Source organism: Prosthecobacter fluviatilis (assembly GCF_055388355.1).
Map to the genome: position 1 here is coordinate 3,263,608 of NZ_AP043782.1, position 24,947 is coordinate 3,288,554.

Below are 24,947 nucleotides of genomic sequence, written 5' to 3' on the forward strand. Positions count from 1 at the left end.
AGGATCGGCCAAGAAAAAGGCTGATCACCTACTTTTCCGCCACCTTGATTTCCAGAGGCCCGCTTTTTTCCGTGTCTTCAAAGGAGACCGTCGCAGTCCCCCAGCGTGGATGCAGGGTTTTCGGATCCATCCAGAAAACCTGGCAGTAAGTCCTGCCAGCAGGCCGGTTTTCCAGCATCACCTCTCCCTTCTCATTGGCCACCGTCAGCCTGCTCATCCACCCTGTCTTCATAAACTGGGCCAGTCTTCCGGCATCTTCGGCATGCATGTTCTCCCGGCTGGTCGAAAGCAGGCCGATGCCCGGCGCCTCCACCTGCACGGTGGCACCGACCGCCGGACTGCCATCAGGCAGCAGCACGCGCAGACTCCGCCGAATGCATGGCTTGGTTGACAGCGTCACCATGGTTTTCTCGGCCGAGCCGCGGATATCCACTATTGCAGTGCTGTCGATGTTCAGCGGGCCCGTGGTCATCCAGCCTTTGCCCAATCCTCTCAGGGTGACCATGCCACGTGGCATGCCCTTGAAACGAAAACGCCCGTCCGGCCCCACCGGCGCCCATGCAGTCCATGGGACATTCGGCGGGTTTCCTTTCATGACCTCGTTTGTCACCTCTTGAGGTTTGACGTAAACATTCGCCACCACTCCACCAGTGCCTTCATCATCGGCAGGCAGTCCTTCGATCTTGCCTTCAATCTCCACCCCGGGCTCAAGCTTCAACGTTTCTCTGACTTCCTGGCCACGGTCCTTCTGGGTGCCAATCGCCTGGGAAAACAGCACCCTCCCCTCAGCAGTGGTGCCTTGCACAATGAAGTGCGTACGATGCTCCAAGGCCAGCCTTCCTTTGAGCTCCCCTCCCTCCAAAGTCAGCTTCTCCTGAAGCAATCCTGCACTGGTGCTCGCCACCCAGTGCGTGGCCGGAGTGGAAACTGCGAGTCTCACGGGTGTCTCGGGATAGACCCGCAGTTTGTACTTTCTGCAGTCCATCATGGTGGTGATTCGCGCCTTAGCCCCGTCTGGTGCTGTTCCTGCCACCTGAACGCCGGAGGCTCGTTTTCCTGCCGCAGGATTGCGTGGAAAAGACAGGATCGCTTTTCCATGATCGTCGCTCACCATTTGCACGGACCGTCCTTGGGCGCTGGCCAGATTCATCGGCACATGCGCATAGTCCACCAGGTCGAGAATTTCGATCTTCACCCCCGGTACCGGTTTCTCCTCAGCATCAATTGTGGTCACCTCTATTTTCCCCTCAGGCCCTTCGCTGAAAACCGCTGATTCCAGCATTGCAGCATCGCTTGCTGAACGCGGCTTAGGCGTGAGGTCTTCTTTTGTGATGACAATATCCGGCACCTGCAACGGTGCCTGGTCCGCACCCGCCGTTATCTGAAATCTCACCCACCGCCCCACATCCCGGGCCATTTCCATTCCCGTGTTCCTCGGTATCACGCTCACGCTTAGTTCATAGGTTCCCGGCGGCAGATCTTCAGTGATATAGCGTCCCTCCTTGTCAGGCGTCGTCATGATGGACACCGGCAAGCCTTGGGAGATGATGGAAAAGTGGCAGCTATAGTCATCCCCTCGAAGTGCAAAGCCCTCAGGCAGGACAATGCGTCCTTGTACGGCCCGCACCCCGCCCTCTCGCCGAATCGCCAGGTTCATCCCTAGCGTGATCTGCCTCACCTTTTGCGCCCCTGTTCCCACAGTGATCGGCCCGACTGGCAGATATTCTTTTTTTATCTTAACCCCGTCAATGGTCACGCCGTTGAATGTCGCACCAGGAAGCAGGTGGTCGATCTTGTACGCACCGCCGATGTCCGTGGTGACCTTGATGTTGTGGACTATCTTGAGTGTGTCCTGCCTGGCCAGCAGATCAGGATCTCCTTTGGCATGAATGAACAGCGTCGCATCTGCCAGCGGACTGCCGTCACTACGAATGATCTTTCCGCTCATGGAGACCCATTTTTCCAGCCGGAAGACCACCCCCGCCTTCAAATCGGCTGCGCGCATGCGCGCAAATCCGGCCTTGGGATGCATGGCCACCACCCACAGTTTGTCCTTCAGCAGGGGGTCGGCTTCAGGCATCTGCACGCTTCCATCACCTTTGGAGTAGTCGAGGCTGATAAAAAATTTGCCCTGCGTCATGTTAACCCGGTCACTGGATCGCATCATTTCCAAGGTGATTGGCTTGAAGCTTTCGTCGAGCCTCACAGCATCCTCCACGACCCAGACCATCGCGTCTTTGACGGGCTCGCCCAACGCGTCCACCACTTTGCCGGGGACGCGCTGTGCAGGCTCCAAGGCGGCGTCAAATTCCGCGTCGTGCCCCGAGAACTTGATCGCTCTGGACTGCACGGTCATGTCAGGAGCCCAGGCTCGCACGATGATGCCGTTCACATCCGCCACTTTCACCGGCAGGCGGTATTCTCCAGCTTCATTCGTATGGGCAAACGGATGTTTCCAGTCATAACGGCTCACAATGGCGACCTTGTTTTCCACCCCAAAGAAAACGCGGGCGTCTTTGATGGGTCTGCCATCGCGCTTGTCCGTGATCTTGCCTCGGATCCAAGAAACTCCGGGCAGCACAAGCCGTCGCTCCTGACTCACGCTGACTCCCGAAAAAACGATGAAATTGGACTCAGCATACTCGCTATGTCTGGCGCGCAGGTTAAGCGAGGCCGCCTTTGGCACGTCTTCAAAGACAAACTTACCGTCAGCCCCCGTCACCCGCTCCAGACTTTCAGAGCGGCTGAGCTGATTGATGGATATTTTCACCACGGCTCCGCTCACCGGCTTGTCCTTTTCGTCCACCACGATGCCCCTTACCACTGTCGTTGCCAGATTGTCCGCCGGAGTCTCTGCGGTCACCTTTTTTGCATCTTCCGCAGGTGAGCGCGTGAGTCCTACAGCCGCCAGCACTATGAAAGCCGCCATGCCGACAAGCCAGCGCGTGCGCCGTCCTCGTGCAATGTCCATCAAGCCCTCAATGCGACGGCGCAGATCGTTCTTGTTTTCAGAGATGCCCAGCAGCGTGGCCGAGGCCAGCCAGATCATCCAACCCGTGGTGCCAAATCGTGTGAAGCCCAGCAGCATCTCTCCAAACCGGTGCGCCTCGGTGACATCGGTGCAGCTCAGGGCGTGCGCATCTGCTGCCATCTCCGCCTCCGCGCGCAGCCGCCGAGCCGCCATCCACACCAGGGGGTTGAACCAATGAACAGCGATCACGCAGGACGAAAGAACCTGCGCCCAAAGATCATGCCTTTTGAGATGCGCCAGCTCATGAAGCAGGATCAGCTTCAAAGTGGCGGCATCTCTCCCAGCCGCCACCTGCCTGGGCAGCAGGATCACCGGATTTAGCAGGCCAAACAAAGAAGGAGCGCGCACCGCTTCCGTCACCAGCAGCCTTGGCACGCGCCGGACACCGGCCATGCGACACGCCTCAAGTAAAACGCTGCTGATTTCGCTGAACGCCTCGCTCGCATCCCGGCGGATGCGTCGCTGCAGCCGAAGATGCAACGCCACCATCGCCAAGACCACCGTAAGGGCTCCGCAGAGCCAGACAGCGAAAAGTTTTTGCGCCAACGACCAGGAAGGTGCTTGATCTGCTGCCAGCACGGAAATTTCGCTGCTAGCGGGCAGAGCCTGGGCCGCTGCTGACATCAGGGGCTGTGGTGCATTGCTTGCCATGATTGCGGAGGTTTCACCACCTTGCTCCAGGGGCGCTTCAAAGACACCGGACTCGACTTCATGGGGTGTCGCTCCTGGCGCGATCAGTGCTGGCACATCCACCAGCCCGTCCAGCGAGCCGGAAAAAAGTCCAAGGTCTGGCACCGTAAAGCGCAGCAGAACTAGGAGCCAGAGGCCATGGCGCCACGCAGCCGAGAGATGATGCCGCAGCAGCAGCACCACCGCCCCAGCCACCAGCGTCAGGAGAGCGCCCTTCCAAGTTAAAAGCATTAACGATTGAAGCCACAGTTCGATGAGGTGGGTCAGCGTGTTCATAAAGGTTCATGCGTTGGGTTTGATCTGGTCCAGCAGCGCCTTAAGTTCGGCGATGTCCTTCTTCGACAGCGAGTGATGCTCCGCCACATGCGCCACCAGCGGCTGTAGCGCCCCGCCAAACATCCGCTCCACAAAGCTGCGCGTCTCCTCCGCCACGCAGGCGCTTCGCTCCACCGCAGGACTGTAGAGAAAGCGGTTCCCCTGCGGCTCGGTGACCAGCGCACCCTTGCTCGTAAGCCGGGCCAGCAGTGTCACCACCGTGGCACGCTTCCAGCCCCTGCCTTCCTCCAGCAGGGCCACGATCTCCTGCGAGGTCCGTGGGGACTTCTCCCACAGCAGCTCCATGATGTCCCACTCAGCCTCCGTGATGGCTACCGCCTCAGCAGCCGGAGGCGAGGATTTCTGAACACGTCTTTTGCTCATGACTACAACTGTAGTCATATTTGCTTACATTTGTAAACAACTATTTTAATGACCGCTTAATACCCACCCGCACCAATCTTTCCTTCCAGCCCGTCCAGCGTGCCCGCCGCCTCCCGCTTGCGATACTCCTCCATCATCGCCACCGTCGCGGAGGCACCGCAGCGCGAACCACCCAGGTCACGCACTTTGACGAGTCCCGCCAGATCACGCACACCACCCGCCGCCTTCACCTGCACCTTCGGGCTGCATGCAGCGCGCATCAGCGCCAGATCATGCTCCGTGGCCCCCTTGTAGTTGTAGCTGCCGTCCGCCTGCTTCACAAAGCCGTAGCCCGTGCTCGTCTTCACCCAGTCAGCGCCCGCCTTCTCGCAGATCTCGCACAGCTTGCGCTTCAGGCCATCGCTGCTCAGCCCCGCTCCGCCGTTGGTCAGGAAGTCGTTTTCCAAAATCACCTTCACCTTCGCGCCATGCTTGTGGGCTTCATCACAGACCGCCTTCACATCAGCCTCCACATAGCCCCAGTCTCCACCCAGCGCCTTGCCCAGGTTCACCACCATGTCGATCTCCTTGGCCCCGTCCTTGCAGGCCAGCTCGGTCTCATAGCGTTTCGACTCCGTCGTGCTGTTCCCATGCGGAAAGCCGATCACGCAGCCCACGATCACGTCAGAGCCCTTCAGCCACTCCACCGCCTGCCTCACCGCATAGGGCTTGATGCACACCGAGGCCACCTGGTACTGCACCGCCTGTTTGCACCCGGCCTCCAGTTCCGCATCCGTCATCGTCGGGTGCAGCAGGCTGTGGTCGATCATCTTGGCGAGTTCAGAATAGCTGTATTTCATGGTGGATTGATTGGCTTAGCCATTTTCTAAATTGGCTTAGCCACTTATCAAAGGCCGTTTTTGTCTCAGATTGCGCCCCGTGGCCAGACCGGCGTCCTTTCATGAACAACTGATCGAAAAGCTGCGGAAACTCCTCCGCAGCCGCCAGTTCACGCCCGGAGCCAAGTTCCTCACCGAGCGCGAGATCGCCCTGCGCTTGGGCACCAGCCGCCCCACCGCCAACAAGGCCCTCAGCAGCCTCGTCTCCACCGGCCTGCTGGAATTCCGCCAAGGCGCTGGCATCTTTGTGCGCGCGAGCGTCCTGGACTACGATCTTCAGCGCCTCGTCAGCTTCACAGAGAAAGCCGCCGCCGCCGGGAGAAAGCCCGGCACCCGCGTTCTTGCCTTCCGGAAAATCACCGCCGCAGACGCACCTGCCGTCGTCATGCACGCACTGAAGGCACAGCCCTCCGATCCACTATTCTTCATCGAGCGCGTCCGCCTCGCCGTCGGCTCCCTCTACGCCTTCTGGACCAAGAAGTGCCGCCTCACCATCTCCGGCGCCGATGAATCCATCCGTGCCGTAAACGCCACCGCACCCAAGGCCGCCGCCCTCGGCATCTCTCCACACACCGCCTGCCTCCTCGTCATCACCACCGGCTTCCTCGCAGCCAGCACTCCCCTCTGGCACGAGGAAACCCTCTACTGCAGCGACGTCTACGAATTCCGCAACCAACTCGGCGGCCTCTCAGCCCCCAAGCCGCACTCGGACACATGCGCTGAGACTCTACTCCAGCCGGATCTCCGGACTCGAAACCGTCAGCGTGCTGCCGTTTTCCTCCTGCGCGTGCACCGTGATCAAATCAATCGTCTTCACCTCTCCCTCGATTGAGATCTCACCGCTGTAGGCATCAGCTCCGCCTTCTTTCAGCGGCGCTGAGGCCCACGCATCAAACTCCATCGCAATCGAGTAATCCGGATGCCGGTTCACCGACCACCACACCGTGTTCTCCTGCGGCTCGCTGCCATCTGGAAAAACCACCTTCACCGCCAGCTTGTGCGCTGCCTTATCCCACTTCGCGGTCACCTTCGGCGGAGCCACCATATGCCGTGTGCCAAAGAAGTGATGAAGCGCAAACGCGCGCAAGTTCTCATCCACCTCCGGCATGCCTCCCACCGATTTCACAAATCCCGCCTCCTTCGCACCGCCATGCTGCCCTCCCGGCACAATGAAAACCGGCAACTGCGGAAACTTTCTCCCCAGTTCCACCAGCCCCGGGCTCACATTGTCATTGGAGCCCTGGTTGTAAAAAACCTCCGTGCCACGCTTCTTCAGCACGTCCAGGTAGTTCGTCGTCCGGCACGCCTCCCACGCGGCATTGCAGGCTGTCTTCATCTCCGCGTCGCTCCACCCCGCATCCCGTGCCATCTTCACCGTGATCCGCTCATCCGATCTCGCCTTCTGGCGGATCAGCAGCTTCTCACGCCCCACCGGGTCTGACATCTTCGCGATGAATTCCTCGTTCATCTTCGTGATCTCCGGTGCCAGCATGCCCTCCACATAGGGGCCTCCAGGACTCTCGATCACCGGCGCCACCACCGGCATGATGGCAGTCACCCGGTCATCTGCGATCCCCGCCGCCGCCGTGGCCACCCCGCGCTTCGAGCCTCCCGTGGCGAGCACCTTCTTCGGTTGAAACACCTCCTTCTCCGCCACCGCCGCCGTCAGCGCCCGCATGTCGCTGATGCCCCAGATCCACGCAGGTGTGTAGCGCGTGTCCTTCGTCTGGATGAAATGCTCCTCCATCATCAGGTGCAGCTTCCCCACCGGCTCCATGTCATTGATCGGCACCATCCCGATGAGCACGATGCCCACGCCCTGCTCTTTGAGCAGCCGCAGCTTGGCCCCTGCCACCGCCGCAGGCTTCATCTGCAGCCCCGTGTTCTCGATGATCACATTCGTGCACACACCCGAGGCAGGCGCGAGGAAGGTCACCGGCAGCCTCACTTTCAGCCCCGGCCACCACTCGCACACCGTGATCTCCACCAGCTTCTGCCGTATCGCCGCATCCTTCGGGTTCGCATGCCAGTCCATGATCACCTTCGTCTCCAGGTTCCCCGTGTCCCTGATCGAGGCCATGTCATACTTCCCGATGGTGATCTCCGCAAAAGCCGGAGCGAGGGAGAAAAGAAATGAGGCAAGGAGAATGGCACGTTGCATGCCTCACACTACGTCCACCGCAGCCATGTTCTGCCATCCTTAAAGCTCAAAATAAAAACAGCCTTGCGGAGCTCATCCGCAAGGCTGCAAAATCAGCTGTCAGTCACCTCAGCCGTTCATCACCGAGGCCACATTGCCCACGATGTCCTTGCCCGGCTTCAGCGTCTTGGAGCCCGGCGTCCACTTCGCAGGGCAGGCCTCGCTAGGGTTCGCCATCAGGTGCACATTGGCTTCCATCTTGCGCACCAGTTCACCGGCATCGCGGCCCACGTTGTAAAAGTTCACTTCGGAGGAGACCAGCTTTCCTTCAGGATTGATGATGAAGGTGCCGCGCAGTGCCAGACCAGTGGCGCTGTCATACACGCCAAAGAGGCGGCTCACCGCGCCCGTCGTGTCGGCAGCCAGCGTGTACTTCACGTTCTTCATGAGGCCTTCCGTGTTGCGCCACACCATGTGGGCAAACTTCGTGTCCGTGGACACCGCGATCACATGCGCGCCCAAGGCGGCCAGCTTCTCCTGTTGGTCGGCCAGGTCCGCCAGCTCCGTCGGGCATACGAAGGTGAAGTCCGCAGGATAAAAGACGAGGACGGTCCATTTGCCGGCCTTCTTGATGTCAGCAAGGGAGACCTTGCCGAAGTCACCATGTGCAGGCTCGTAAGTTTCCATTTCAAAGTCGGGCACATTGGAGCCGACCGAGGCGAGAGTTGTTTCCATGAGTGAGTATGCGGGGTGGTGGGGTTGCAGGCGCTTCTGATTACGCCAGGACCGCGACCTTTGCCGCCCAAAAGTCCCGGGTCAAACACTAAGGCAAAGCGTTTGCACATCCTCGGCACCGTTTGAAATCTGTCCGCTGATTCTCCGTTAAACCCTCATGTCCACCCAACCCCGCCGCCACTTCCTCAAGACTGCCGCCCTCGCTTCTCTCGCAGGCCCCAACATCCTCCGCGCCGCCGACAACAAGCAAAAGATCCGCGTCGCCTGCGTCGGCATCGGCAACATGGGCAATGGCGCGGTGCAGGCATCCCAGGGCGAAGAAATCGTCGCCTTCTGCGATGTGGACTGGCGCGACCTCGGCGGCCGCAGCGCTGCAGAGATTGCCAAAAAGCACCCCACCGTCCCCAAGTTCACCGACTTCCGCGAGATGCTCGACAAAAAGGGCTCCGAAATCGACGCCGTCCTCATCTCCACTCCCGACCACACCCACTTCGCCGCAGCCATGGCCGCCATGCAGGCAAAGAAACACGTCTTCGTGCAGAAGCCCCTCGCCCACAATATCTGGCAGGTCCGCACCCTGCTAAAGGCCGCCAAAAAATACGGCGTGCAGACCGTCATGGGCAATCAAGGCCACTGCTGGGAGGGCATCCGCCTCGTCAAAGAATGGTTTGAAGCCGGTGTCCTCGGCGAGGTGCGCGAAGTCCACTGCTGGACCGACCGCCCCATCAGCAAAGTCGGCTTTTTGAAGCAGTTCCCCACCCAGATCCCTGCCGGCGAACCCGTTCCCAAAGACGTGGACTGGCAGCTCTGGCAGGGCCCCGTCGCAGAGGCCGAATACAGCGCGCAGTACCTGCCGGCATTCTGGCGCGGCTGGTGGAACTACGGCTGCGGCGGCCTTGGCGACATCGGCTGCCACTGCCTCGATGCGCCCTTCTGGACCCTCCAGCTCGGCATGCCCGAGAAAGTCGAGGTCGTCCAGCAGCAGCCTGGCGACTTCAAAGGCTACACCGCTCCTAAATCCCACATCATCTTCCACTTCGCCGCACGCGGCACCATGCCCTCGGTGCAGATCCACTGGTATGAAGGCGGCCTTCTCCCAGAGGCCCTCCCTGGCATGACCAAAGGCCTCCCCGACAACGGCATGATCATGAAAGGCAGCAAGGAGACGCTCTTCTCCGAAGGCATGCGCGTGCAGAGCCCCCAGCTCTGGCCACGCGAGCGCATGACGCCCATCATCGACATCCTCCGCCGCAAGCCCCTCCCCCGCTCCATCGCTGGCGAGCCCATCGGCGAGCTCTTCGCCGCCATCCGCGGCACCATCCCTCACGCAGGCTCCCACTTCGACTACGCCTGCCCCCTCACCGAACTCGTCAGCACCGGCGTCATGGCGATCCGCTCTGGCAAGACCATCGAATGGGACGCCGAAAACATGAAGGTCAAAAACGCCCCCGAATTCGACGCCTGGATCAAAGAACCTGTCCGCGACGGCTGGAGCTATGGCGAAGACCTCTGGAATGCTTAAAGAAGCACACACGCATGCACCGCCTCCTCATCTTTCTCGCCCTCGCCTTCACCGCTTACGCCCAGGAAACCCGCCACACCCCACTGACTCTCACGCAGGGCGGCACTCCGGACAAACCCGCCGTCTTCGACGGTCATGGCTTGATCATCGATCTCGGCATCGACGTCACCTCCCACGACTGGGAAAAGCACGGCGATCTCTGGACCTCCCGCGGCCCCTTCGAAAAACACCCGCCCATAGATGACGTCCAGCGTGCCGCGCTCTTCATCGAGGAGGTCCCCATCCGCATCGTTCGAGACCGTGCCGCCGAACAAAAAAGCGGTGAAAAAGGCAAGGTCATCTTCGCAGCACCAGAGACGCTTCAGACCGGCCAGATGGGTTTCAAAGCCGATGGCTCCATCTACTTCCGCTGGCCCGCAGGCAAGACACCCGGCTCAGCCAAAATCTACCTGCCGCCTGAAGGGCTGGCCAGCGGCGTCAACATCGCCTGCTCCTACATCACAATCAAAAACATCACCGCCCTGCACGCCGCCAACGACGGCTTCAACATCCACGGCCCCCGCGTCGGCATCCGCTTGGAAAACGTGAAAGCTTTCTCCAACGGCGACGAAGGCATCAGCGCCCACGAAACCGTGCAGATGGACGTCTTCGATTCCGAGATCGCCTGGAACGGTTCCAATGCAGGTGGTGTGGCCGACGTCAACGACTGCGTCACCACCTACACCAATTGTGAGGTCCATCACAACCTCGGCGCAGGCTTCTTCCTAGAAGGCAAATACCACCGCATCACCCACTGCCTCATCCACCACCAGTCACTAGACATCGCTGTGCGCGGAGACGCAGTGGTTGAGCAACATGACAACGAGTGGCGAAAACCGTAAGCCCGCGCCTTCGCACACCCGCCCCTCACAGCCGCAGCTTCTTCACCAGCAGCGCCTCCTTCTCCTCCGCGCTCATCTCTTTCCACTCCACCTTGCACTCCGGCAGCGCCGCCTTCACCGCATCCACATCCGCTTCCGAAATATCCACCGTCTCAAGCTTCAGTCGCTTCAGCTTTGGCAGTCCCTTGAGCTGCGGAATGATCTTCGCGCTCAGCCTCGCCTCCGTCAGCTCCAGAGACTCCAGCGTCTTCAGCTTCCCCACCACCTCCATCGTGGATTCATCAAAGCTCACCGGCGTATCCTTTCCCCACTCCGGCAGCCGCTGGCCCAGCCTCAGCGCCGTCAGGTTCGTCAGCTTCAGCAGCGCCGCATTCCCGGTCTGCGTCTGCGCCGTGTGCCACGTCCGAAATTCCTTGATCTGCGACAGCTGCCCGATCGCCTCCATCGCAACATCCCCCGCTGTCGATCCCGCAAACGTCAGCCTCTCCAGCTTCGGCAGCGCCTTCAGCTCCGCCAATCCGCTCCCCGTAAAATCCTTCGAGCGAAACGCCGGGTGGAAAAACGCCAGCGACTTCAGATTCTGAAACGCCGCAAAATGCTTGTACCCCGCATCTGTCAGCTGGATGCCGTCCGTGCTCAGCATCTCCAGCGACTTCAGCCCCGTCAACAGAGCCATCGTCTCATCCGTGATCGTCTTCCCGCTGATGCTCAAATTCTTGATCGTCGCAAAACTCCCCAGCGTCCGGAAATCATCCGCCGTGAATGCATCACACTTCACCTGCACTTGCGTCACGACGCCTCCCGCCTCCGTCACCTTCGCCCCCAGCTTCTGCAGCGCCGCCACATCAGCCGAGCAAAGACCACCACAAAGCAAACCGAACATCAGCAGGAAGAGTTTCATACCCCCATCTCAAATCATAAATCAAAAATCGTAAATCATAAATTCATCACCCCACGCTGATCGGCCCCTCATGCACCCCCGCATGCAGCTTCACCGCCGCCTGCGTGTGATTGTGGATCACCACATCACCTTTGAAGACCACATTCGCCCCGCATTCCACCGGCCCATGCACCAGCAGGCTGCGGCAGTGCAGCAGGCTCGGCGTGTGGGGAAAGTTATGCTCCAGCCCGTCCACCAGCTTGCACAGCTTCTGGTCCAGATGCAGGTGCGGCGGCTGCCCGTTGCGGCTGGGGTGCAGCCTCAGACAGAAGTCCTCCGTCAGTTCATAGGCATCAGACCTCACCGCCAGCAGATCGCTCGTCGTTTTCACCGGCGCAAACCGCACGCGCGAAACTTCGATCGCACCCGCTCCTTCAAAACACTCGATCGCCGCACCCATCGCCGTCTCCAGCTGCACCACTGCGGGCGAGCTGCCATCACGCGGATCCACCGTCTTTTTGTTCATGATCGGCGGCAGCGGGATCAGTCCGTCATTCGCCTCCAGCGCCGCCTGCAGCGCCTGCAGGTCGATCCATAGGTTGTTCGTGTTGAAATACCGGTGCTCGTCAATGTTCTGAAACAGGTGCTCGTCAGACTTCGGGCATTGCGCCGACTCACGCAGCAGAAAGCGCCCGTCGCTCAGCCTCACAGCCAGGTGCCCGCCCTTTTTGTCAGACTCCGTACGGCGCGTCACCTCCATCGCAAACGGCATCCCGCTGTCCGCAAACCACGCCAGGATCGCCGGGTCCAGCGTGGCACCCAGGTTGTCCGAGTTCGACACAAATGCATACCTCACTCCGCTGCCCAGCAGCCGCTCCAGCCAGCCAGATCCGGCCAGGCATGCATAGATGTCCCCATGCCCTGGTGGGCACCACTCGGCATCCGGGCTCGCTGCCCAGGTCGCAGGCTCCAGGCTGCCCGCCAGCACCTTCGGCACCTTGTTCTGCATCAGCTCCCACGTCTCCGTTCCGCCCAGCTGCGGAAAGCGCTTTGCCAGATGCGCCGCCGTGTCCGCCGAGGTGCTGAAACTGTTCATCAGCATAAACATTGGCACCTCGCCACCGGTCTTCGACCGCAGCAGCAGGATCTGCCTCGCGATCAAATCTAGAAACGTGTCCTCTCCCCGCACCGGCAGCAGCGACTTCGCCTTCTCCAGCCCCATGCCCGTGCCCAGTCCGCCGTTCAGCTTGATCAGCACCGTCTGCTTCAGCAGCTCCGCCGCACGTTCTGCGGCCGGTGCTTTCAGATCATCCGCACGCGGCAATTTCTGCGCTGGCTTGATCGTCGTCTCAGGGATCATGCCCGTCTCTCCCGCCAGCAGCGCCGCATAGCTGCCCCGAAAGGCACGGATCGCGGATTCATTCAGGCCCTCGGCCTGCATCTTCTGTCGAAATGGGGCAAACGCTGCTTCAAGGCTCTCGGATGTAAGGGGGGGATGACTCATGCAGCCCCCACGCTAAAGTTAACCATCTGCCGAGGCAAACAAACATTCGTAAGACAACTCGCACCATCCACTCCCCGTCCGATTGCCCCTCACAGCACCGGCACAGACGGCAGCCGGATGCTCAGAAGATACGCGATGATCTCCCACCGCTGCTCTGCCGAAAGCGTCGCCTCAAAGCTCACCATCGGTGTCCCATTCAGCCCCGTGGCCAGCACCCGGAAGAGATCTGCCGGCCCGTCCCCACAGCGCGGATGCGGCTGCCTCAGATCCGCAGGCGCAGCCGGCAGGCCCCAGATATCCTTCAGCGCCACCGCCGCAGCCCCCTTGCCATCCGCCTTCTCGCCGTGGCACGCCATGCAGTTTGCCATAAAGAGCTTCTTCCCAGCCTCCGCGCGCATCTTCAGCGCCTCCGGTTTTTGAAACCACTCCGGCTCGGTGGGAAACTCCATCGCAGGCGCATAGTTCTCCTCCTTCTTCCACCGGCGCGAAAACGATTTCACATACACGATCACCGCTTCTATCTCGTCCGCCTGCAGATGGCTGAAAATCCCCATCGCCGTCCCGCTCAACCCGTGCGTGATCGTCCGCCGCAGATCATCATCCGTCGGCAGCTTGCCATACGGCGTCGTGCGGAATTTAAACATCCCCTCCCGGAACGATCTCGGCTTCGGCTTCAGCGTCGGGCTCATTTCCCCGTTGCCATCCCCGCGCGGCCCATGGCACACCACGCAGTTCCGCTCATACACAAACTTCCCCTGCATATAGAGGTTGAAGTCCAGCGGCACAGCCCCGTCCGCCGCTCTCAGCGCAGCAGCCAGGGCCAGAAAAACAAAGATGCATCGAAAATACAAGTTCACCCTTTCCTTATCGCTCTTTACGCGCCGGAAACCACACCACGATTGCCATTTCCTGCGCCTGTCCTGCCCTCAAAGGCAGCTTGCGTCACCGGGCATGTCTGCCATTTTGCGTGCTCGTTTTAATCCTACTCAGCCATGCCCAAGAAAGCCTCCGCCGCCAAATCCGACCTCCATCGCAAACACAGCGCCATCGTCGTCGATGGAGTGGACCGCGCCGCCTCCCGCGCCATGCTGCACGCCGTCGGCTTCAAGCGCGAGGACTTCAAAAAATCCCAGATCGGCATCGCCTCCCTCTGGAGCATGGTCACCCCGTGCAACATGCACATCGACCGCCTCGCCAAGGAGGCCGCCAAAGGTGCGGACGCCGCCGGTGGCAAGAGCGTCATCTTCAACACCATCACCATCTCCGACGGCATCTCCATGGGCACCGAAGGGATGAAATACTCCCTCGTCTCCCGCGAAGTCATCGCTGACTCCATCGAAACCGTCGTCGGCTGCGAAGGCATGGACGGCTTCGTTGCCATCGGTGGCTGCGATAAAAACATGCCCGGCTGCCTCATGGCAATGGCCCGCCTCAATCGCCCGAGCGTCTTCGTCTATGGCGGCACCATCCTCCCCGGCTGCGTCGGCCCCGAGAAAAAAGACGCCGACATCGTCACCGTCTTCGAAGCCGTCGGCAAGCACGCCAACTGCCAGATCAATGACAAGGAGCTCATCGACATCGAGCAGCACGCCATCCCCGGCGAAGGCTCCTGCGGCGGCATGTACACCGCCAACACCATGGCCTCCGCCATCGAGGCCCTCGGCATGAGCCTCCCCAATTCCGGCGCTCAGTCCGCCGTCGGCACCGACAAGCTCATCGACTGCTTCGACGCCGGCGCCGCCGTCATGAACATGATCAAGAAGGGCATCACCCCTCGCGACATCATGACCAAGGAGGCCTTCGAAAACGCCATCACCCTCATCATCACCCTCGGCGGCTCCACCAATGCCGTCCTCCACCTCATCGCCATGGCCCACAGCGCCGGTGTGAAGCTGGGCATCGAAGACTTCGTCCGCATCGGCAAGAAGACCCCCGTCCTCGCGGACCTCAAGCCCAGCGGCAAATACTTCATGAACGACCTCGTCAAGATCGGCGGCACCGTCCCCCTCATGCGCATGCTCGTCGCTGAAGGCCTCATGCACGGCGACTGCCTTACCGTCACCGGCAAGACCATGAAGGAGAACATGAAAAACTCCAAGATCGTCTGGCCCAAAGATCAGCAGATCGTCCGCCCGCTCAGCGCCCCCCTCAAGAAGGACAGCCACCTCGTCATCTTCAAAGGCAACCTCTGCCCCGAAGGCGCCGTCGGCAAGATCTCCGGCAAGGAAGGCCTCAAGTTCGAAGGCAAGGCCATCGTCTTCGAATCCGAAGAGACCGCCCTTCAGGCCATCCTCAATGACAAGGTTAAAAAAGGCCACGTCATCGTCGTCCGCATGGAAGGCCCCAAAGGCGGCCCCGGCATGCGTGAAATGCTCTCCCCCACCTCCGCCATCATGGGCAAGGGCCTCGGCAAGGACGTCGCCTTCATCACCGACGGCCGCTTCAGCGGTGGCAGCCACGGCTTCGTCGTCGGCCACGTCACTCCGGAGGCCTTCGTCGGCGGCCCCATCGCCATCATCAAAAATGGCGACCCCATCACCATCGACGCCGAAAAGCGCGCCATCACCCTCGGCATCCCAGCCAAGGAACTCAAGGCCCGCCTCGCCAAGTGGAAGCAGCCCAAGCCCCGCTACACCCGCGGCGTCCTCGCCAAATACGCCAAGCTCACCACCAGCGCCAGCCAGGGCGCGGTCACCGACTTCGGTCTGTAATCGGCATCAGCAACGCATCCTTCTCTCCGGCATGAAGCATTCCTTCATGCCGGATTTGCGTACAGCGCACCGTAAGACAGTCGCGCCTCAATCTGGCACAATGATCTGATCCTCAGGCTGAAGCTGGATGTCCCTGGAAGGATCGGCACTGATGTCCTTGAGGTTGATCTCGGTGGTCACGCCGTTGCGGATCAGCTTGGTTTTGCTGGGCTTGGCAAAGGGAGTGAACCCACCGGCTGCGGAAATGGCTTTCAGCACCGTCATGCTCGAATTGTATGGGACCTGCCCGTTGCCTTTGATGCCCCCTACGACGTAGATCATGCGTGCGGTGGTGGCATTGTCGTCCGTGGTAACGGTCACAGTGGGCCTGGTGTAAATTTCACGGGCGATATAGGTCTGCTCGATTGTGCGCTGCAATGAGGAAGGCTTCAGTCCTGCTGCGCGCACTTCGCCGATGTGGAGCAGGTTCACGGTCCCGTTGTCGCTGATCGTGTAAACTTTGCTGATCTGCGGCACTTCATTGTCTGGAATGCCCCCAATGGAAATCGTGATGCGGTTGTTGGCCTTGAGGGCGATCTCGCCATTCTGAGCATGCACGGGTGCCATTGCACAGACACATGCGGCAAGGAAGCAGGAGACAGAGCGTGTGTTCATAGGAGTTGTGATTCTGTGGTTTTAAAAAACATCGTCACCATCCAGCCGTGAGACGGCCTGGGAGCCGCCCAGCACGGTGGCAGTGGTTTCAGCTTTGATCTTGCGGCGACGGGATTTTCCACCAGCGGCGCCGTTGGGCGAATTCGTCGGTGAGTAATACGTGTAGTAGCTCGTGTAGTATTGGTACTGCGCGTCGCTGCGCAGGTCCACATTGTTGAGGACCACCCCCACCACCTTGCCACCGACGTTTTCCACGCTCTGCTTCACACGCATGAGCATGTGGCGGGGCAGCTTGCGGTGCTGCACCACAATCATGGTCATGTCTGCCAGATTGGCGAGCACGGACGCATCACTGACTCCAAGAATAGGCGGTGAGTCGATAAGAACCAGGTCAAACCGGCTTTTGACTTCGGTGATCAGGTCCACCATGCGCTGCGAGTTCAGCAGTCCCGCACTATCCGCCGGCAGGAGCCCGCTCGGCAGGAAAAATAAATTCTCCACAGGCGTGCGCAGCACTACATCCTCCAGCCGGATGTCAGTGGTCAGGTAGTTGGTCAGCCCAGTCGCATGACTGACATCAAAATGCGTATGCAGACTCGGCCGACGCAAATCAGCATCAATCAGCAGCACATTGTAGCCTCCCTGAGCGCAGACATAGGCGAGGTTCACCATCGTGGTCGATTTGCCTTCCCCAGCCCCGCCGCTCACCACGCTCAGGCAGTTGGCCTCAGGTGTTCTGCGGTTGAATTCGATGTTCGTGCGGAGGATGCGGTAGGCCTCGGCATCGGGATTAAAGCCGCTGGAGCGGTGCAAAACTCCGACGTCTTTGGGCACCACCGCAAGGACAGGAACGCCAAGGTAGCGCTCGACGTCATCCAAGTTCTTCACCGTCGTATCCATGTATTCCAGGAAAAAGGCGAGCCCAAGTCCAAACATGAGACCCAGCACCCCTCCGAGAGCCAGGTGCAAGGGCACATTGGGCTTGGCGGGTTTGCTTTCCGGCTCCGCTTCTGAGTAGATGGTCGCCGGAGACTTCACGAGTTCGATGCCCGCCTTTTCTTCAAAAAAGCGCGACCGCATTTTTACCAGCAAGTCCTCCAGATAAGTCACCTCGTCCTTGGCAGTCTTGTACTCCGTGTAAAGCGCCTGCATGTTCTGCAGTTCCTGCTTTGCGTCTTCATTGTAAACCTTGAGGGATTCCCTCTTTTTCCTTGCGGCATCCAGCCGGTTCTGCAGGCCGGCCACATGCGCCTTGGCAGCTCCCAGAATCAGAGACTGGTATTCAGCCATCTGGCTGTCCACGCTGAGCACCTGCGGATGCAGGCGTCCACGTCCTTCATTAACCAGCCCCTCCCGCGCCACCTTGAGGTCCTGCAGCTTCATGGTGATGGCTGTAATGTTTTGATTCTCCAGCTTGAGACCAGATGCCTGCTCGATGAGTTCGTCGGGGGAAAGCTTGCTCACCTGGTCAATGTCTGACTGCAAAGTCAGAATCTCCTGGTCGGCGATCATCAGCGCTTGTTCACGTGAGATGACCATGGAGTCTTTTTCACTCCGCAACTCACCGCCTGGATTCAGAGAACTGCCACCTCCGACGATCCAGTCCCCCACAATCCCGGCCTTGCGCCTTGCTTCCTGGGCGCGCACCTGAGCCTGACCACGAAGTGCCTCCTGATCGGTGATCTGTTGATTCAGCACATCGAGGGCCTTCTGCTTCTTGCTGCTCTCGATGTGGTTGCGCTGCTCCATGTAGCTCTTTGCCACTTCATTTGCGATGGTGGCCGCAAGCTGCGAATCCTGGTCATAGTAGTCGATGATGACGAAATCCGACCTCAGCATCGACTGTGTGTCGAGATTGGAGCGCAACCTCGCCAATGCCGCCTGACGGCTGGGCAGCTCCCATTTTTTGGCGAGCTCGAGTTTTTCGATCACCGGATATAGCGTGGTTGGCTTGGTGATGGTCTCAAACTGAGTCTTGATGTATTCCTGCGTGAAGGCCAGCCCGTCACTGCGGTTGCGGTCAAACACATTAATGTCCTGCGTGATGCGCTCAATCGTCATCTCCACATGCCCGCGGTACTTGCGCGGCATAATGTAGGTGAGCACGGCCGCCGCTGCGAAGATCAGGATGAACGACAGAGAAATGAGCCCAAAGCGGTTCTTGATCACCTGCCAGGTGTCCATCGCATGCTTCTGCAGTTCGGTACCGGACTCGTTCATGACTGCTCTGGTTTGATAATTTGAAGGAGTTAAGAAAATGCTCTTGAAATGCCGCCAGCGGGAGATTCGTGGTGTCCGAATCTGCCCGCCGGCGGATTGTTTTCTGGGCTGTTGGGACTAAAAGCTGGCCGTGGCACCGAGAGAGACACGATTGCGGTTGAACTCAACCAGAGGGTTGTTGGACAGCTGCGTGGAAAATGAGTAATTGGCGTTCACGTTCAGGTTGTCCATCAGCTGGTAGCCAATGCCCGCATTGAGAAACACAGAGTCTTGCTTTTGATCCGGAGCGGTGCCCCCTGAGAGCACGGAGTGAGCATAGCTGACACCACTGTTGACGCTAAACCGCTTGGTCACCTGATGATTCACCTGCACGCCCGTGTTCACGCCGTAGCTGCTGCTGTAGTTGCCCAGCAGCGCGCCATTGAAGCCCAGCATCGAAAACCAGCGCAGCTGCGTCTGCTTGGCCACCGCATAGTTGAGCGCGGCTTCGGCGTAAGGCTTTGTTTGTCTTCCGCGCGCGTTCTCATAGAGTTCGGCACCTGCCCGGACGGAGGTGGACATGTTCTCACTCCAGGCGTGATCAACACCGGCCAGCGCGAAATGTGAGTGATAGTTTTGGAAGGCGCTCTTGGTGTAGTCCGTCAGACGGTAGCGATACTCGGCAGTCAGGCTCGTCCGCTTCCCAATTTTATAGGCAAACTGCTGCGCAACCAGATGAGAATAGCGGTCTTGGGAAGTCGCGACCAGAGAGTCCTGATAGGCAATGCCGTCAAAGGTGTAGGATGTCGTCGTCGAAAACCGTGGAGACCAGGCATAGCTCACATTGAAATTGTTGTACCCATACAGAAACTGCCCGTTCCACAGGGCGCTGGTCGCACCATAGCCAAAAGCACTTGTGGGATTGGTGCCGTAAGTCAGGTAGAAATTATTGCTTATCTTCAGCCTCTCGGAGAACTGATGCTCAAAATTGACGCTCGCACGGCCATTGTAAAAAGTGCTGCCGTATGTCGGCACCCCTTTCACGTACTGCAGGACGCTGCTCTCCAAACTGAAACTGAAGGGGGTGGTCTGATCGGGACGTGTGTAGGACACCCCGGCACCACCCTGCGCGTACCAAGAGTCGATGTCGCTCAAAGTGGGTGATATGACCTTGTACTTCAGCCGGTCATATCCTGATGTGGCATTGAAGGAGAAAGTCAAAGGCTCCTCGTTTTTGAAATCTGCCGAGTAGTTCTGAATCGCCACCAGACCCTGCGCACGCAATGCAACTGGGCTGAGAACAGCGACGGCCAGGAAAAGCATTGCCAGTTTGAAGCGCATGAAAGTCAGGAGCAGTTTCGGATTTCAATTCAGGATGAGCCACCTGGGTCAGGCTTCAGCATCAATCACGGAATGGAGTTGGATGGGGACACCGGATTGGTCGTCGTGCGTGGCGGCAACGGGCCTGACGCAGGCGGCTGGATGAGAAACACTCCTCGAATGGAGGATGGAACGAAGAAATCCTCTTCTTCAGCCGGTGGCATGATCGGGTTTTTGCCGGGATTTTTCACCGGGTTTTTCTCAGAGACAGCAATGGGCCGTTCAATGGCAGGGACTGGCGAAGTGGCTGCGAGACCAGGCACCAACGCGATCGCTGCGTCATTGATGACGCCAGCCATTTTGGGCGCCACAGACACGCCTGTCTGAACAATTTGACCTGCAAGTGTGGCGTCCGCTTTGGATGCAATAATGGCTGTCTTCACGATCTCGCCCGCGCAGCCTTCGTTGATAACGAGTGCATCCTCCACCACCATAAGGACTTTGGAGGGATCTTTTTCTACAGCGACACGCACATCATTCGAAATTTCGCTGCAGTTTGATGCCGACTGAGCCGAAGCAGAGGATACAGCCAAAATGAAAAGACAGGCGCAAGAGCTCGCAAGGCGAGAAAAAGGGACAGCTTTCATGAGCGGCATAAAGGTAAATTTACAGATGTGGACGTGTCCTCAGAGCGGGTAGTGGGAATCGAACCCACATGGCCAGCGTGGAAGGCTGGAACTTTACCACTAAGCTATACCCGCAATTGAAGTTATAGTAACACGAAACATCCTGTTGCCGCAAGATATTTTTAGAATTTAAAGAAAAAATTTTGAAATTCCAGAATTGCTGATGAACTCAGAATCCTTAACTTTCAGCATTTTCGCTTTTCAAGTCTGTCCATTAATTAGCACTCAATAATGACCTGGCAAGCTTGTAGTAGAAAGGACTCTTTCTTTTACCCTCATGGGGCTTCGCGCCGAGCGCGGAAAACCCTTTCAGGCGATCATGGGTTCTTGGTTGCGGCTTTTTCGCTCGGATAATCCTCGCCATTCAAGCTTCTCGCCACGCTTTCGAGCCAATCTTCGAGACTTTTCTGCATTTGAGGCACCCGTTCAGGCTGTTCCGCGAGCAGTACGGTGCTCTCGTCAGGGTCTCTGAGCAGGTTGTACAGTTCCCAGGTCACCTCATGGGTCTTTTTGTTTTCGATTCGGTGAAGCTTCCACGGCCAGTCCAGCCAGGCAGAATGCCCAGGAAACTCAGTCAGTGAGACAGGTTCGCCAATGACTGCCGCATCAGGGAGCACCCGAGCGGGATCAGCCGGTTCCGCCCCCTTCTTTTGAGCGGTCAGCAGCTCGTCCATCCAAACTTTGGAGGGTGTGCTGATGCCTTTTTTGCCTGAGTCCCAAAAACCTATGGGACTCGTGCGCTTTTGCTCCTGCCCGGTCAGCAATGGCATGATGTCTATGCCATCCAGAGGGGGCTGCTTTTCCATGCTCACCCCCACCAGAGCCAAAAGGGTGGGATAGATGTCCGAGGTGACACATGGTGCCTTGATGACTCTGGGCTCATGAAACACCTCGGGCCATTCCAGAAGAGCTGGAACCGCCAGGCCACCTTCATAGATCTGTCCTTTGCCCCCCCGGCGGCCTCCGGAAGATCCGACTTTCGGCAGCGCGCCGTTGTCGCTGCAAAACCACAGGAGGGTGTTGTCGCGCAGGTCCAGTTGCTTCAGTTCCGCCCGCAGCCGGCCAAAGGCACGATCCATGGCCGAAATCTCACCGTAGAAGTTTTGCTGCTTCTCTGGCAGGCCGGAATAGGGCGCCCTGTCTGACTCGAGCGCCTGATGGGGGTCATGCGGAGAGCCAAACCACACCACCGCAAGAAAGCGTTGCTTTTTGCCGGCGCACCCGCGGATAAATTTTAGCGCCGCTTCCACGGTAATGTCGGAGCTTTCTCCCTGAAACTGTTCCGCCTTGCCTTGCACACTCAGCACCGGATCCAGATCAAAAAAATTGGGAGACGAGACCCACTCGTCGAATCCGCTGGAGCCTGGGCTGACCGGACTTTCTTTCTGCACAGATCCCAGGTGCCATTTGCCAAAGTGCCCGGTCGCATACCCTGCTGTCTTCAGAGCCTCCGCGATTGTGATCTCCTGCGGACGCAGCGGATGCCCCCAGGAAAAGCAGCCATAACGGTTCGGAGTGCGTCCTGTCATCACACTCCCCCGTGTGGGCGAGCATACCGGCGCCGCCGCATGAAACTCGTCGAAGCGGATGCCCTCCCTCGCCAGAGCATCAAAATTCGGCGTCTTCAGATGAGGATGCCCATTGTAGCCCATGTCTCCCCACCCTTGATCATCCGCCATCACCAGCACGATGTTTGGCGGCTCGTCCGGCGCGGCTTCGCATGCCTGTTGAATCCCGAGAACTCCGCACAGAAGCAAAAGAAATTTCATGGGCCCATGATATCCATGATTGCCTCCAGCCGGGAATCAAAAAAATCACAGCCAGCTTACTTCGTGAGAAAGCATGGTGTCGTCATCAAAAGTAAAGCGCCCTATGAAGTGACGGCGCTCCACGAGAGTCTGCCCCAGCCAGTGAACATCATCAGCCCACATCTCGTTAAACGGCAGCGCATCCAGTGAGGTCCACAGCGGCACTGCTTCAGGGGTTTCGACGGCTTCCCCCTCGTGCTGGCTGGCCACGAAGACGTCAACATGCATGCACAGCCCATCCACAAACTGAAACCATAGCTCGCCATGATGCTCCGGATTCAGCGCTGTGACGCCAAGTTCCTCCTGGGTCTCACGGACGGCACATTCCACGGCGGTTTCGCCAGGATCCATCTTGCCCCCAGGCCCGTTGATTTTTCCGGCGCCCAGCCCGCGTTTTTTGCGGATCAGCAAAACCTGACGCTTTGCCTCATCAATGATGAACATCAGTGTGGCGCGAACGCCCGGCTGCCATGTATTCCAATCAATGATCACTGTGCTTTCAGCGTTTCTTCCATGGCAGGGCGCGCAACCAGCGCTTTCCACTCTTGATGTCCATGGATTGCGCCAGGATCTCTGTGTCACCGGCGTCAAAATCTTCGGCCCTTGGCAGGCCCGCAGGCAGGTCAAACACAGATTCAGGCTCAGGCTGCGGTTCAGGTGCCAGTGTCGTGAGAGTTTTTTGATTCAGCGGCGCCACGGCATTCAAAGGCGAGACAAGCCCGCCTGAAATGATCATTTTCATCGCCTCTTCAATGGAGATCGGCGCATCCGTGAGCTTGTCTGAATCCACCACAAGCAGAAAGCCGGTCATCGGGCTCGGCGCTGTGGGCAGCAGGACACAGGTCATCGCCTTGCCGGTCTGGGGGTCACAATACTGGCCTGTGGCAAAACCAATCATGCGCATGCCAGGAACAGGATAGTCGATGTACACAACCCGTTTGAAGTTTTGCTTTGCACCGCCTCCAAGGCTCCGAAAGGCGTCGATCACCTGCTTAAGCGGTTTGTAAATGACCGCAACCAGAGGGATTCGCAGCAAAAGTTTGTCAACGGCGGTGACAATGTGCACTCCGATCACATTGGTGGCCATGAAGCCGAGCCCCAGTATCGCCAGCACCGAAAACAAGAACCCGATGAAGTTGGTGAGGCTCTCCAGATTCGGGTTCCCGATGTCCAGCACCGGCTCCTCTGAAAACTCGTTCACCAAGTTCACCATCTGCGCCAGCACAGGCTTGCTCCATGCATGCAGCAGGTCATAGATCGAAAACAAGATCCAGAACGTGATGATCAGCGGCAAAGCCAGAGCCAGACCGGCCAGAAACTTGTTCCGCAGCCACACAGCCCAGCCCTTCGGTGCATGCACCTCGGGCATTGGGATAGTACTGGGGGTATCAAGTGCCATTTAAACAACTTCAATCTAGAGATCAGAACGTATGGCAGGGGCTTTGTTCAGCAAAAAATTGCGTTCTTGCAGAATCAAGCTCCCACCAGCATTCGAGCAGGATTTTCGATGCAGTCTTTCACACGGATCAGGAATGTCACCGCTTCCTTGCCATCGACCACACGGTGGTCATAGCTCAGTGCGAGGTACATCATCGGACGCACCACCACCTGTCCATCCACCACTACCGCACGCTGCTGGATGCTGTGCATCCCCAGGATCGCGCTCTGAGGCGGGTTGATGATCGGCGTGCTGAGCAGGGAGCCGTACACACCGCCGTTGGAGATGGTGAAAACACCGCCTGTGAGGTCGCTCACCTGGATCTTGCCTTCCTTGGATTTAGCCGCGTAGCCCAGAATGTCTTTCTCGAGGTCCGCAAAGCTCTTCTGGTCCGCGTCACGCAGCACCGGCACGATCAGCCCGCGCTCCGTACCCACTGCCACGCCAATGTCATAGTAGTGCTGCTGCACGATCTCGTCGCCTTCCACACGCACGTTGATCTGAGGCACCGCCTTCAGCGCTTCGACCACGGCCTTGATGAAAAAGCTCATGAAGCCCAGCTTCACGCCGTTCTTTTTCACAAAGTTGTCCTGAAGCTGCGAGCGCAGCGCCATGATGTTGCTCATGTCGCACTCGTTGAAGGTCGTGAGGATCGCAGCCGTGCGCTGCGCGCTCACCAGCTGGTCGGCGATCTTCTTGCGCAGCGGCGTCATCTTCTTGCGAGTCACCCGGCCTTCCGGGGCCGGTGCTGCCTTCGGCGCAGGAGCCGGTGCGGGCTCAGGCTTAGGCACCACTTTAAATTCTGTCACGTTCGCAGGCTTCTCAGCCTCCTTCGCCGCAGGCGCGAGTGCAGGAGCGGCGGCCGGGGCAGGTTTCGGTGCCTCAGCCTTCGCAGCAGGTGCCGCAGCACTTTCATCAATCTGACCCACCACAGCGCCCACCTCGACGTCTTCACCCGCCTGCTTGCCAATGTGCAGTGCACCACTGGCTTCAGCGGTGACTTCAGCGGCAACCTTGTCGGTTTCCAGCGTCAGCAGGATGTCGCCAGTCTTGACGAAGTCTCCTTCTTTGAAGTGCCATTTGGCAATCTGACCACCAGCGACGGATTCGCCGAGTGCGGGTATTTTGATGTCTGAGGGCATGACGGTATTGGAGGAAAAATCTGGAGGGG

The 24,947-nt window shown here is 58.9% G+C and carries 20 protein-coding genes and 1 tRNA gene; 4 read left to right on the forward strand and 17 right to left on the reverse strand.

Annotated features, from left to right (window positions below; translation table 11 throughout):
- Positions 1-28: 28 nt before the first annotated feature.
- From ACZ5WW_RS12530 to deoC, 3 genes are read right to left on the reverse strand one after another with little or no spacing between them, the layout of a single operon-like run.
- On the reverse strand, positions 29-3,997 hold the full coding sequence (locus ACZ5WW_RS12530) for a M56 family metallopeptidase (protein ID WP_377168037.1): 3,969 nt from the start codon (positions 3,995-3,997) through the stop codon (positions 29-31).
- Positions 3,998-4,003: 6 nt separating this feature from the next.
- Positions 4,004-4,420 carry a BlaI/MecI/CopY family transcriptional regulator gene (locus tag ACZ5WW_RS12535; protein ID WP_377168039.1) on the reverse strand — a complete coding sequence of 139 codons (417 nt, stop codon included), beginning with the start codon at positions 4,418-4,420 and terminating at the stop codon, positions 4,004-4,006.
- A 56-nt stretch (positions 4,421-4,476) separates the two neighbouring features.
- The gene (gene deoC, locus ACZ5WW_RS12540) at positions 4,477-5,259 is read right to left on the reverse strand and encodes a deoxyribose-phosphate aldolase (RefSeq protein ID WP_377168041.1); all 783 of its coding nucleotides are present in this window, start codon (positions 5,257-5,259) and stop codon (positions 4,477-4,479) included.
- A gap of 79 nt (positions 5,260-5,338) precedes the next feature.
- On the opposite strand from deoC, the gene ACZ5WW_RS12545 reads away from it, so the two are divergent.
- Positions 5,339-6,130: a GntR family transcriptional regulator gene (locus ACZ5WW_RS12545; RefSeq protein WP_377168043.1), complete on the forward strand. Its 792-nt coding sequence runs from the start codon at positions 5,339-5,341 to the stop codon at positions 6,128-6,130.
- On the opposite strand, the gene ACZ5WW_RS12550 is transcribed toward ACZ5WW_RS12545, so the two are convergent.
- Both ACZ5WW_RS12550 and ACZ5WW_RS12555 read right to left on the reverse strand, forming a co-directional pair.
- A complete protein-coding gene (locus ACZ5WW_RS12550) occupies positions 6,026-7,459 on the reverse strand; it encodes a PhoPQ-activated protein PqaA family protein (protein ID WP_377168045.1) in 1,434 nt (477 codons plus the stop codon). The two genes, ACZ5WW_RS12545 and ACZ5WW_RS12550, sit on opposite strands and share 105 nt — an antisense overlap.
- Positions 7,460-7,567: 108 nt before the next feature.
- Positions 7,568-8,173 carry a peroxiredoxin gene (locus ACZ5WW_RS12555; protein WP_377168047.1) on the reverse strand — a complete coding sequence of 202 codons (606 nt, stop codon included), beginning with the start codon at positions 8,171-8,173 and terminating at the stop codon, positions 7,568-7,570.
- Positions 8,174-8,330: 157 nt separating this feature from the next.
- On the opposite strand from ACZ5WW_RS12555, the gene ACZ5WW_RS12560 reads away from it, so the two are divergent.
- Together ACZ5WW_RS12560 and ACZ5WW_RS12565 are read left to right on the forward strand one after the other, a co-directional pair.
- Positions 8,331-9,695, forward strand: a complete 1,365-nt coding sequence (locus ACZ5WW_RS12560) for a Gfo/Idh/MocA family oxidoreductase (RefSeq protein ID WP_377168049.1) — start codon at positions 8,331-8,333, stop codon at positions 9,693-9,695.
- 14 nt (positions 9,696-9,709) lie between these two features.
- Positions 9,710-10,576, forward strand: a complete 867-nt coding sequence (locus tag ACZ5WW_RS12565) for a right-handed parallel beta-helix repeat-containing protein (RefSeq protein WP_377168051.1) — start codon at positions 9,710-9,712, stop codon at positions 10,574-10,576.
- 25 nt (positions 10,577-10,601) lie between these two features.
- Here ACZ5WW_RS12565 and ACZ5WW_RS12570 read toward each other — a convergent pair whose 3' ends face one another.
- The 3 genes from ACZ5WW_RS12570 to ACZ5WW_RS12580 all read right to left on the reverse strand — a co-directional run bounded on the left by ACZ5WW_RS12570 (position 10,602) and on the right by ACZ5WW_RS12580 (position 13,811).
- Positions 10,602-11,477 (reverse strand): leucine-rich repeat domain-containing protein, encoded by an 876-nt coding sequence (locus ACZ5WW_RS12570; RefSeq protein WP_377168053.1) that lies wholly within the window; start codon positions 11,475-11,477, stop codon positions 10,602-10,604.
- Between the two features lie 46 nt (positions 11,478-11,523).
- A complete protein-coding gene (locus ACZ5WW_RS12575; RefSeq protein ID WP_377168055.1) occupies positions 11,524-12,960 on the reverse strand; it encodes a UTP--glucose-1-phosphate uridylyltransferase in 1,437 nt (478 codons plus the stop codon).
- A gap of 89 nt (positions 12,961-13,049) precedes the next feature.
- Positions 13,050-13,811, reverse strand: a complete 762-nt coding sequence (locus tag ACZ5WW_RS12580) for a c-type cytochrome (RefSeq protein ID WP_377168057.1) — start codon at positions 13,809-13,811, stop codon at positions 13,050-13,052.
- 141 nt (positions 13,812-13,952) lie between these two features.
- Here ACZ5WW_RS12580 and ilvD point away from each other — a divergent pair, with 141 nt between their 5' ends.
- Positions 13,953-15,671 carry a dihydroxy-acid dehydratase gene (ilvD, locus tag ACZ5WW_RS12585; protein WP_377168059.1) on the forward strand — a complete coding sequence of 573 codons (1,719 nt, stop codon included), beginning with the start codon at positions 13,953-13,955 and terminating at the stop codon, positions 15,669-15,671.
- A gap of 87 nt (positions 15,672-15,758) precedes the next feature.
- On the opposite strand, the gene ACZ5WW_RS12590 is transcribed toward ilvD, so the two are convergent.
- The 9 genes from ACZ5WW_RS12590 to sucB form a co-directional block, all read right to left on the reverse strand.
- Positions 15,759-16,325: a polysaccharide biosynthesis/export family protein gene (locus ACZ5WW_RS12590; RefSeq protein WP_377168061.1), complete on the reverse strand. Its 567-nt coding sequence runs from the start codon at positions 16,323-16,325 to the stop codon at positions 15,759-15,761.
- A 21-nt stretch (positions 16,326-16,346) separates the two neighbouring features.
- Complete coding sequence (locus tag ACZ5WW_RS12595; protein ID WP_377168063.1) at positions 16,347-18,545, reverse strand: GumC family protein; 2,199 nt, start codon at positions 18,543-18,545, stop codon at positions 16,347-16,349.
- Between the two features lie 117 nt (positions 18,546-18,662).
- Positions 18,663-19,865, reverse strand: a complete 1,203-nt coding sequence (locus tag ACZ5WW_RS12600) for an outer membrane beta-barrel protein (RefSeq protein ID WP_377168065.1) — start codon at positions 19,863-19,865, stop codon at positions 18,663-18,665.
- 65 nt (positions 19,866-19,930) lie between these two features.
- Positions 19,931-20,491 (reverse strand): hypothetical protein, encoded by a 561-nt coding sequence (locus tag ACZ5WW_RS12605; protein ID WP_377168067.1) that lies wholly within the window; start codon positions 20,489-20,491, stop codon positions 19,931-19,933.
- A gap of 43 nt (positions 20,492-20,534) precedes the next feature.
- Positions 20,535-20,605: transfer RNA gene (locus ACZ5WW_RS12610), tRNA-Gly, on the reverse strand.
- A gap of 242 nt (positions 20,606-20,847) precedes the next feature.
- Positions 20,848-22,299 (reverse strand): sulfatase-like hydrolase/transferase, encoded by a 1,452-nt coding sequence (locus tag ACZ5WW_RS12615; RefSeq protein ID WP_377168069.1) that lies wholly within the window; start codon positions 22,297-22,299, stop codon positions 20,848-20,850.
- A 45-nt stretch (positions 22,300-22,344) separates the two neighbouring features.
- On the reverse strand, positions 22,345-22,782 hold the full coding sequence (locus ACZ5WW_RS12620; protein ID WP_377168071.1) for an 8-oxo-dGTP diphosphatase: 438 nt from the start codon (positions 22,780-22,782) through the stop codon (positions 22,345-22,347).
- A 55-nt stretch (positions 22,783-22,837) separates the two neighbouring features.
- Positions 22,838-23,707 carry a DUF502 domain-containing protein gene (locus tag ACZ5WW_RS12625; protein ID WP_377168073.1) on the reverse strand — a complete coding sequence of 290 codons (870 nt, stop codon included), beginning with the start codon at positions 23,705-23,707 and terminating at the stop codon, positions 22,838-22,840.
- Positions 23,708-23,811: 104 nt separating this feature from the next.
- A complete protein-coding gene (sucB, locus tag ACZ5WW_RS12630) occupies positions 23,812-24,918 on the reverse strand; it encodes a dihydrolipoyllysine-residue succinyltransferase (RefSeq protein ID WP_377168075.1) in 1,107 nt (368 codons plus the stop codon).
- Between the last annotated feature and the right edge of the window lie 29 nt (positions 24,919-24,947).

Bases quoted from the DNA above. Each gene is read 5' to 3' on its own strand.
- ACZ5WW_RS12530 (WP_377168037.1), bottom strand. From the start codon at position 3,997: ATGAACACGCTGACCCACCTCATCGAACTGTGGCTTCAATCGTTAATG.
- ACZ5WW_RS12535 (WP_377168039.1), bottom strand. From the start codon at position 4,420: ATGAGCAAAAGACGTGTTCAGAAATCCTCGCCTCCGGCTGCTGAGGCG.
- deoC (WP_377168041.1), bottom strand. From the start codon at position 5,259: ATGAAATACAGCTATTCTGAACTCGCCAAGATGATCGACCACAGCCTG.
- ACZ5WW_RS12550 (WP_377168045.1), bottom strand. From the start codon at position 7,459: ATGCAACGTGCCATTCTCCTTGCCTCATTTCTTTTCTCCCTCGCTCCG.
- ACZ5WW_RS12555 (WP_377168047.1), bottom strand. From the start codon at position 8,173: ATGGAAACAACTCTCGCCTCGGTCGGCTCCAATGTGCCCGACTTTGAA.
- ACZ5WW_RS12560 (WP_377168049.1), top strand. From the start codon at position 8,331: ATGTCCACCCAACCCCGCCGCCACTTCCTCAAGACTGCCGCCCTCGCT.
- ACZ5WW_RS12565 (WP_377168051.1), top strand. From the start codon at position 9,710: ATGCACCGCCTCCTCATCTTTCTCGCCCTCGCCTTCACCGCTTACGCC.
- ACZ5WW_RS12570 (WP_377168053.1), bottom strand. From the start codon at position 11,477: ATGAAACTCTTCCTGCTGATGTTCGGTTTGCTTTGTGGTGGTCTTTGC.
- ACZ5WW_RS12575 (WP_377168055.1), bottom strand. From the start codon at position 12,960: ATGAGTCATCCCCCCCTTACATCCGAGAGCCTTGAAGCAGCGTTTGCC.
- ilvD (WP_377168059.1), top strand. From the start codon at position 13,953: ATGCCCAAGAAAGCCTCCGCCGCCAAATCCGACCTCCATCGCAAACAC.
- ACZ5WW_RS12590 (WP_377168061.1), bottom strand. From the start codon at position 16,325: ATGAACACACGCTCTGTCTCCTGCTTCCTTGCCGCATGTGTCTGTGCA.
- ACZ5WW_RS12595 (WP_377168063.1), bottom strand. From the start codon at position 18,545: ATGAACGAGTCCGGTACCGAACTGCAGAAGCATGCGATGGACACCTGG.
- ACZ5WW_RS12600 (WP_377168065.1), bottom strand. From the start codon at position 19,865: ATGCGCTTCAAACTGGCAATGCTTTTCCTGGCCGTCGCTGTTCTCAGC.
- ACZ5WW_RS12605 (WP_377168067.1), bottom strand. From the start codon at position 20,491: ATGAAAGCTGTCCCTTTTTCTCGCCTTGCGAGCTCTTGCGCCTGTCTT.
- ACZ5WW_RS12615 (WP_377168069.1), bottom strand. From the start codon at position 22,299: ATGAAATTTCTTTTGCTTCTGTGCGGAGTTCTCGGGATTCAACAGGCA.
- ACZ5WW_RS12620 (WP_377168071.1), bottom strand. From the start codon at position 22,782: ATGTTCATCATTGATGAGGCAAAGCGTCAGGTTTTGCTGATCCGCAAA.
- ACZ5WW_RS12625 (WP_377168073.1), bottom strand. From the start codon at position 23,707: ATGCCCGAGGTGCATGCACCGAAGGGCTGGGCTGTGTGGCTGCGGAAC.
- sucB (WP_377168075.1), bottom strand. From the start codon at position 24,918: ATGCCCTCAGACATCAAAATACCCGCACTCGGCGAATCCGTCGCTGGT.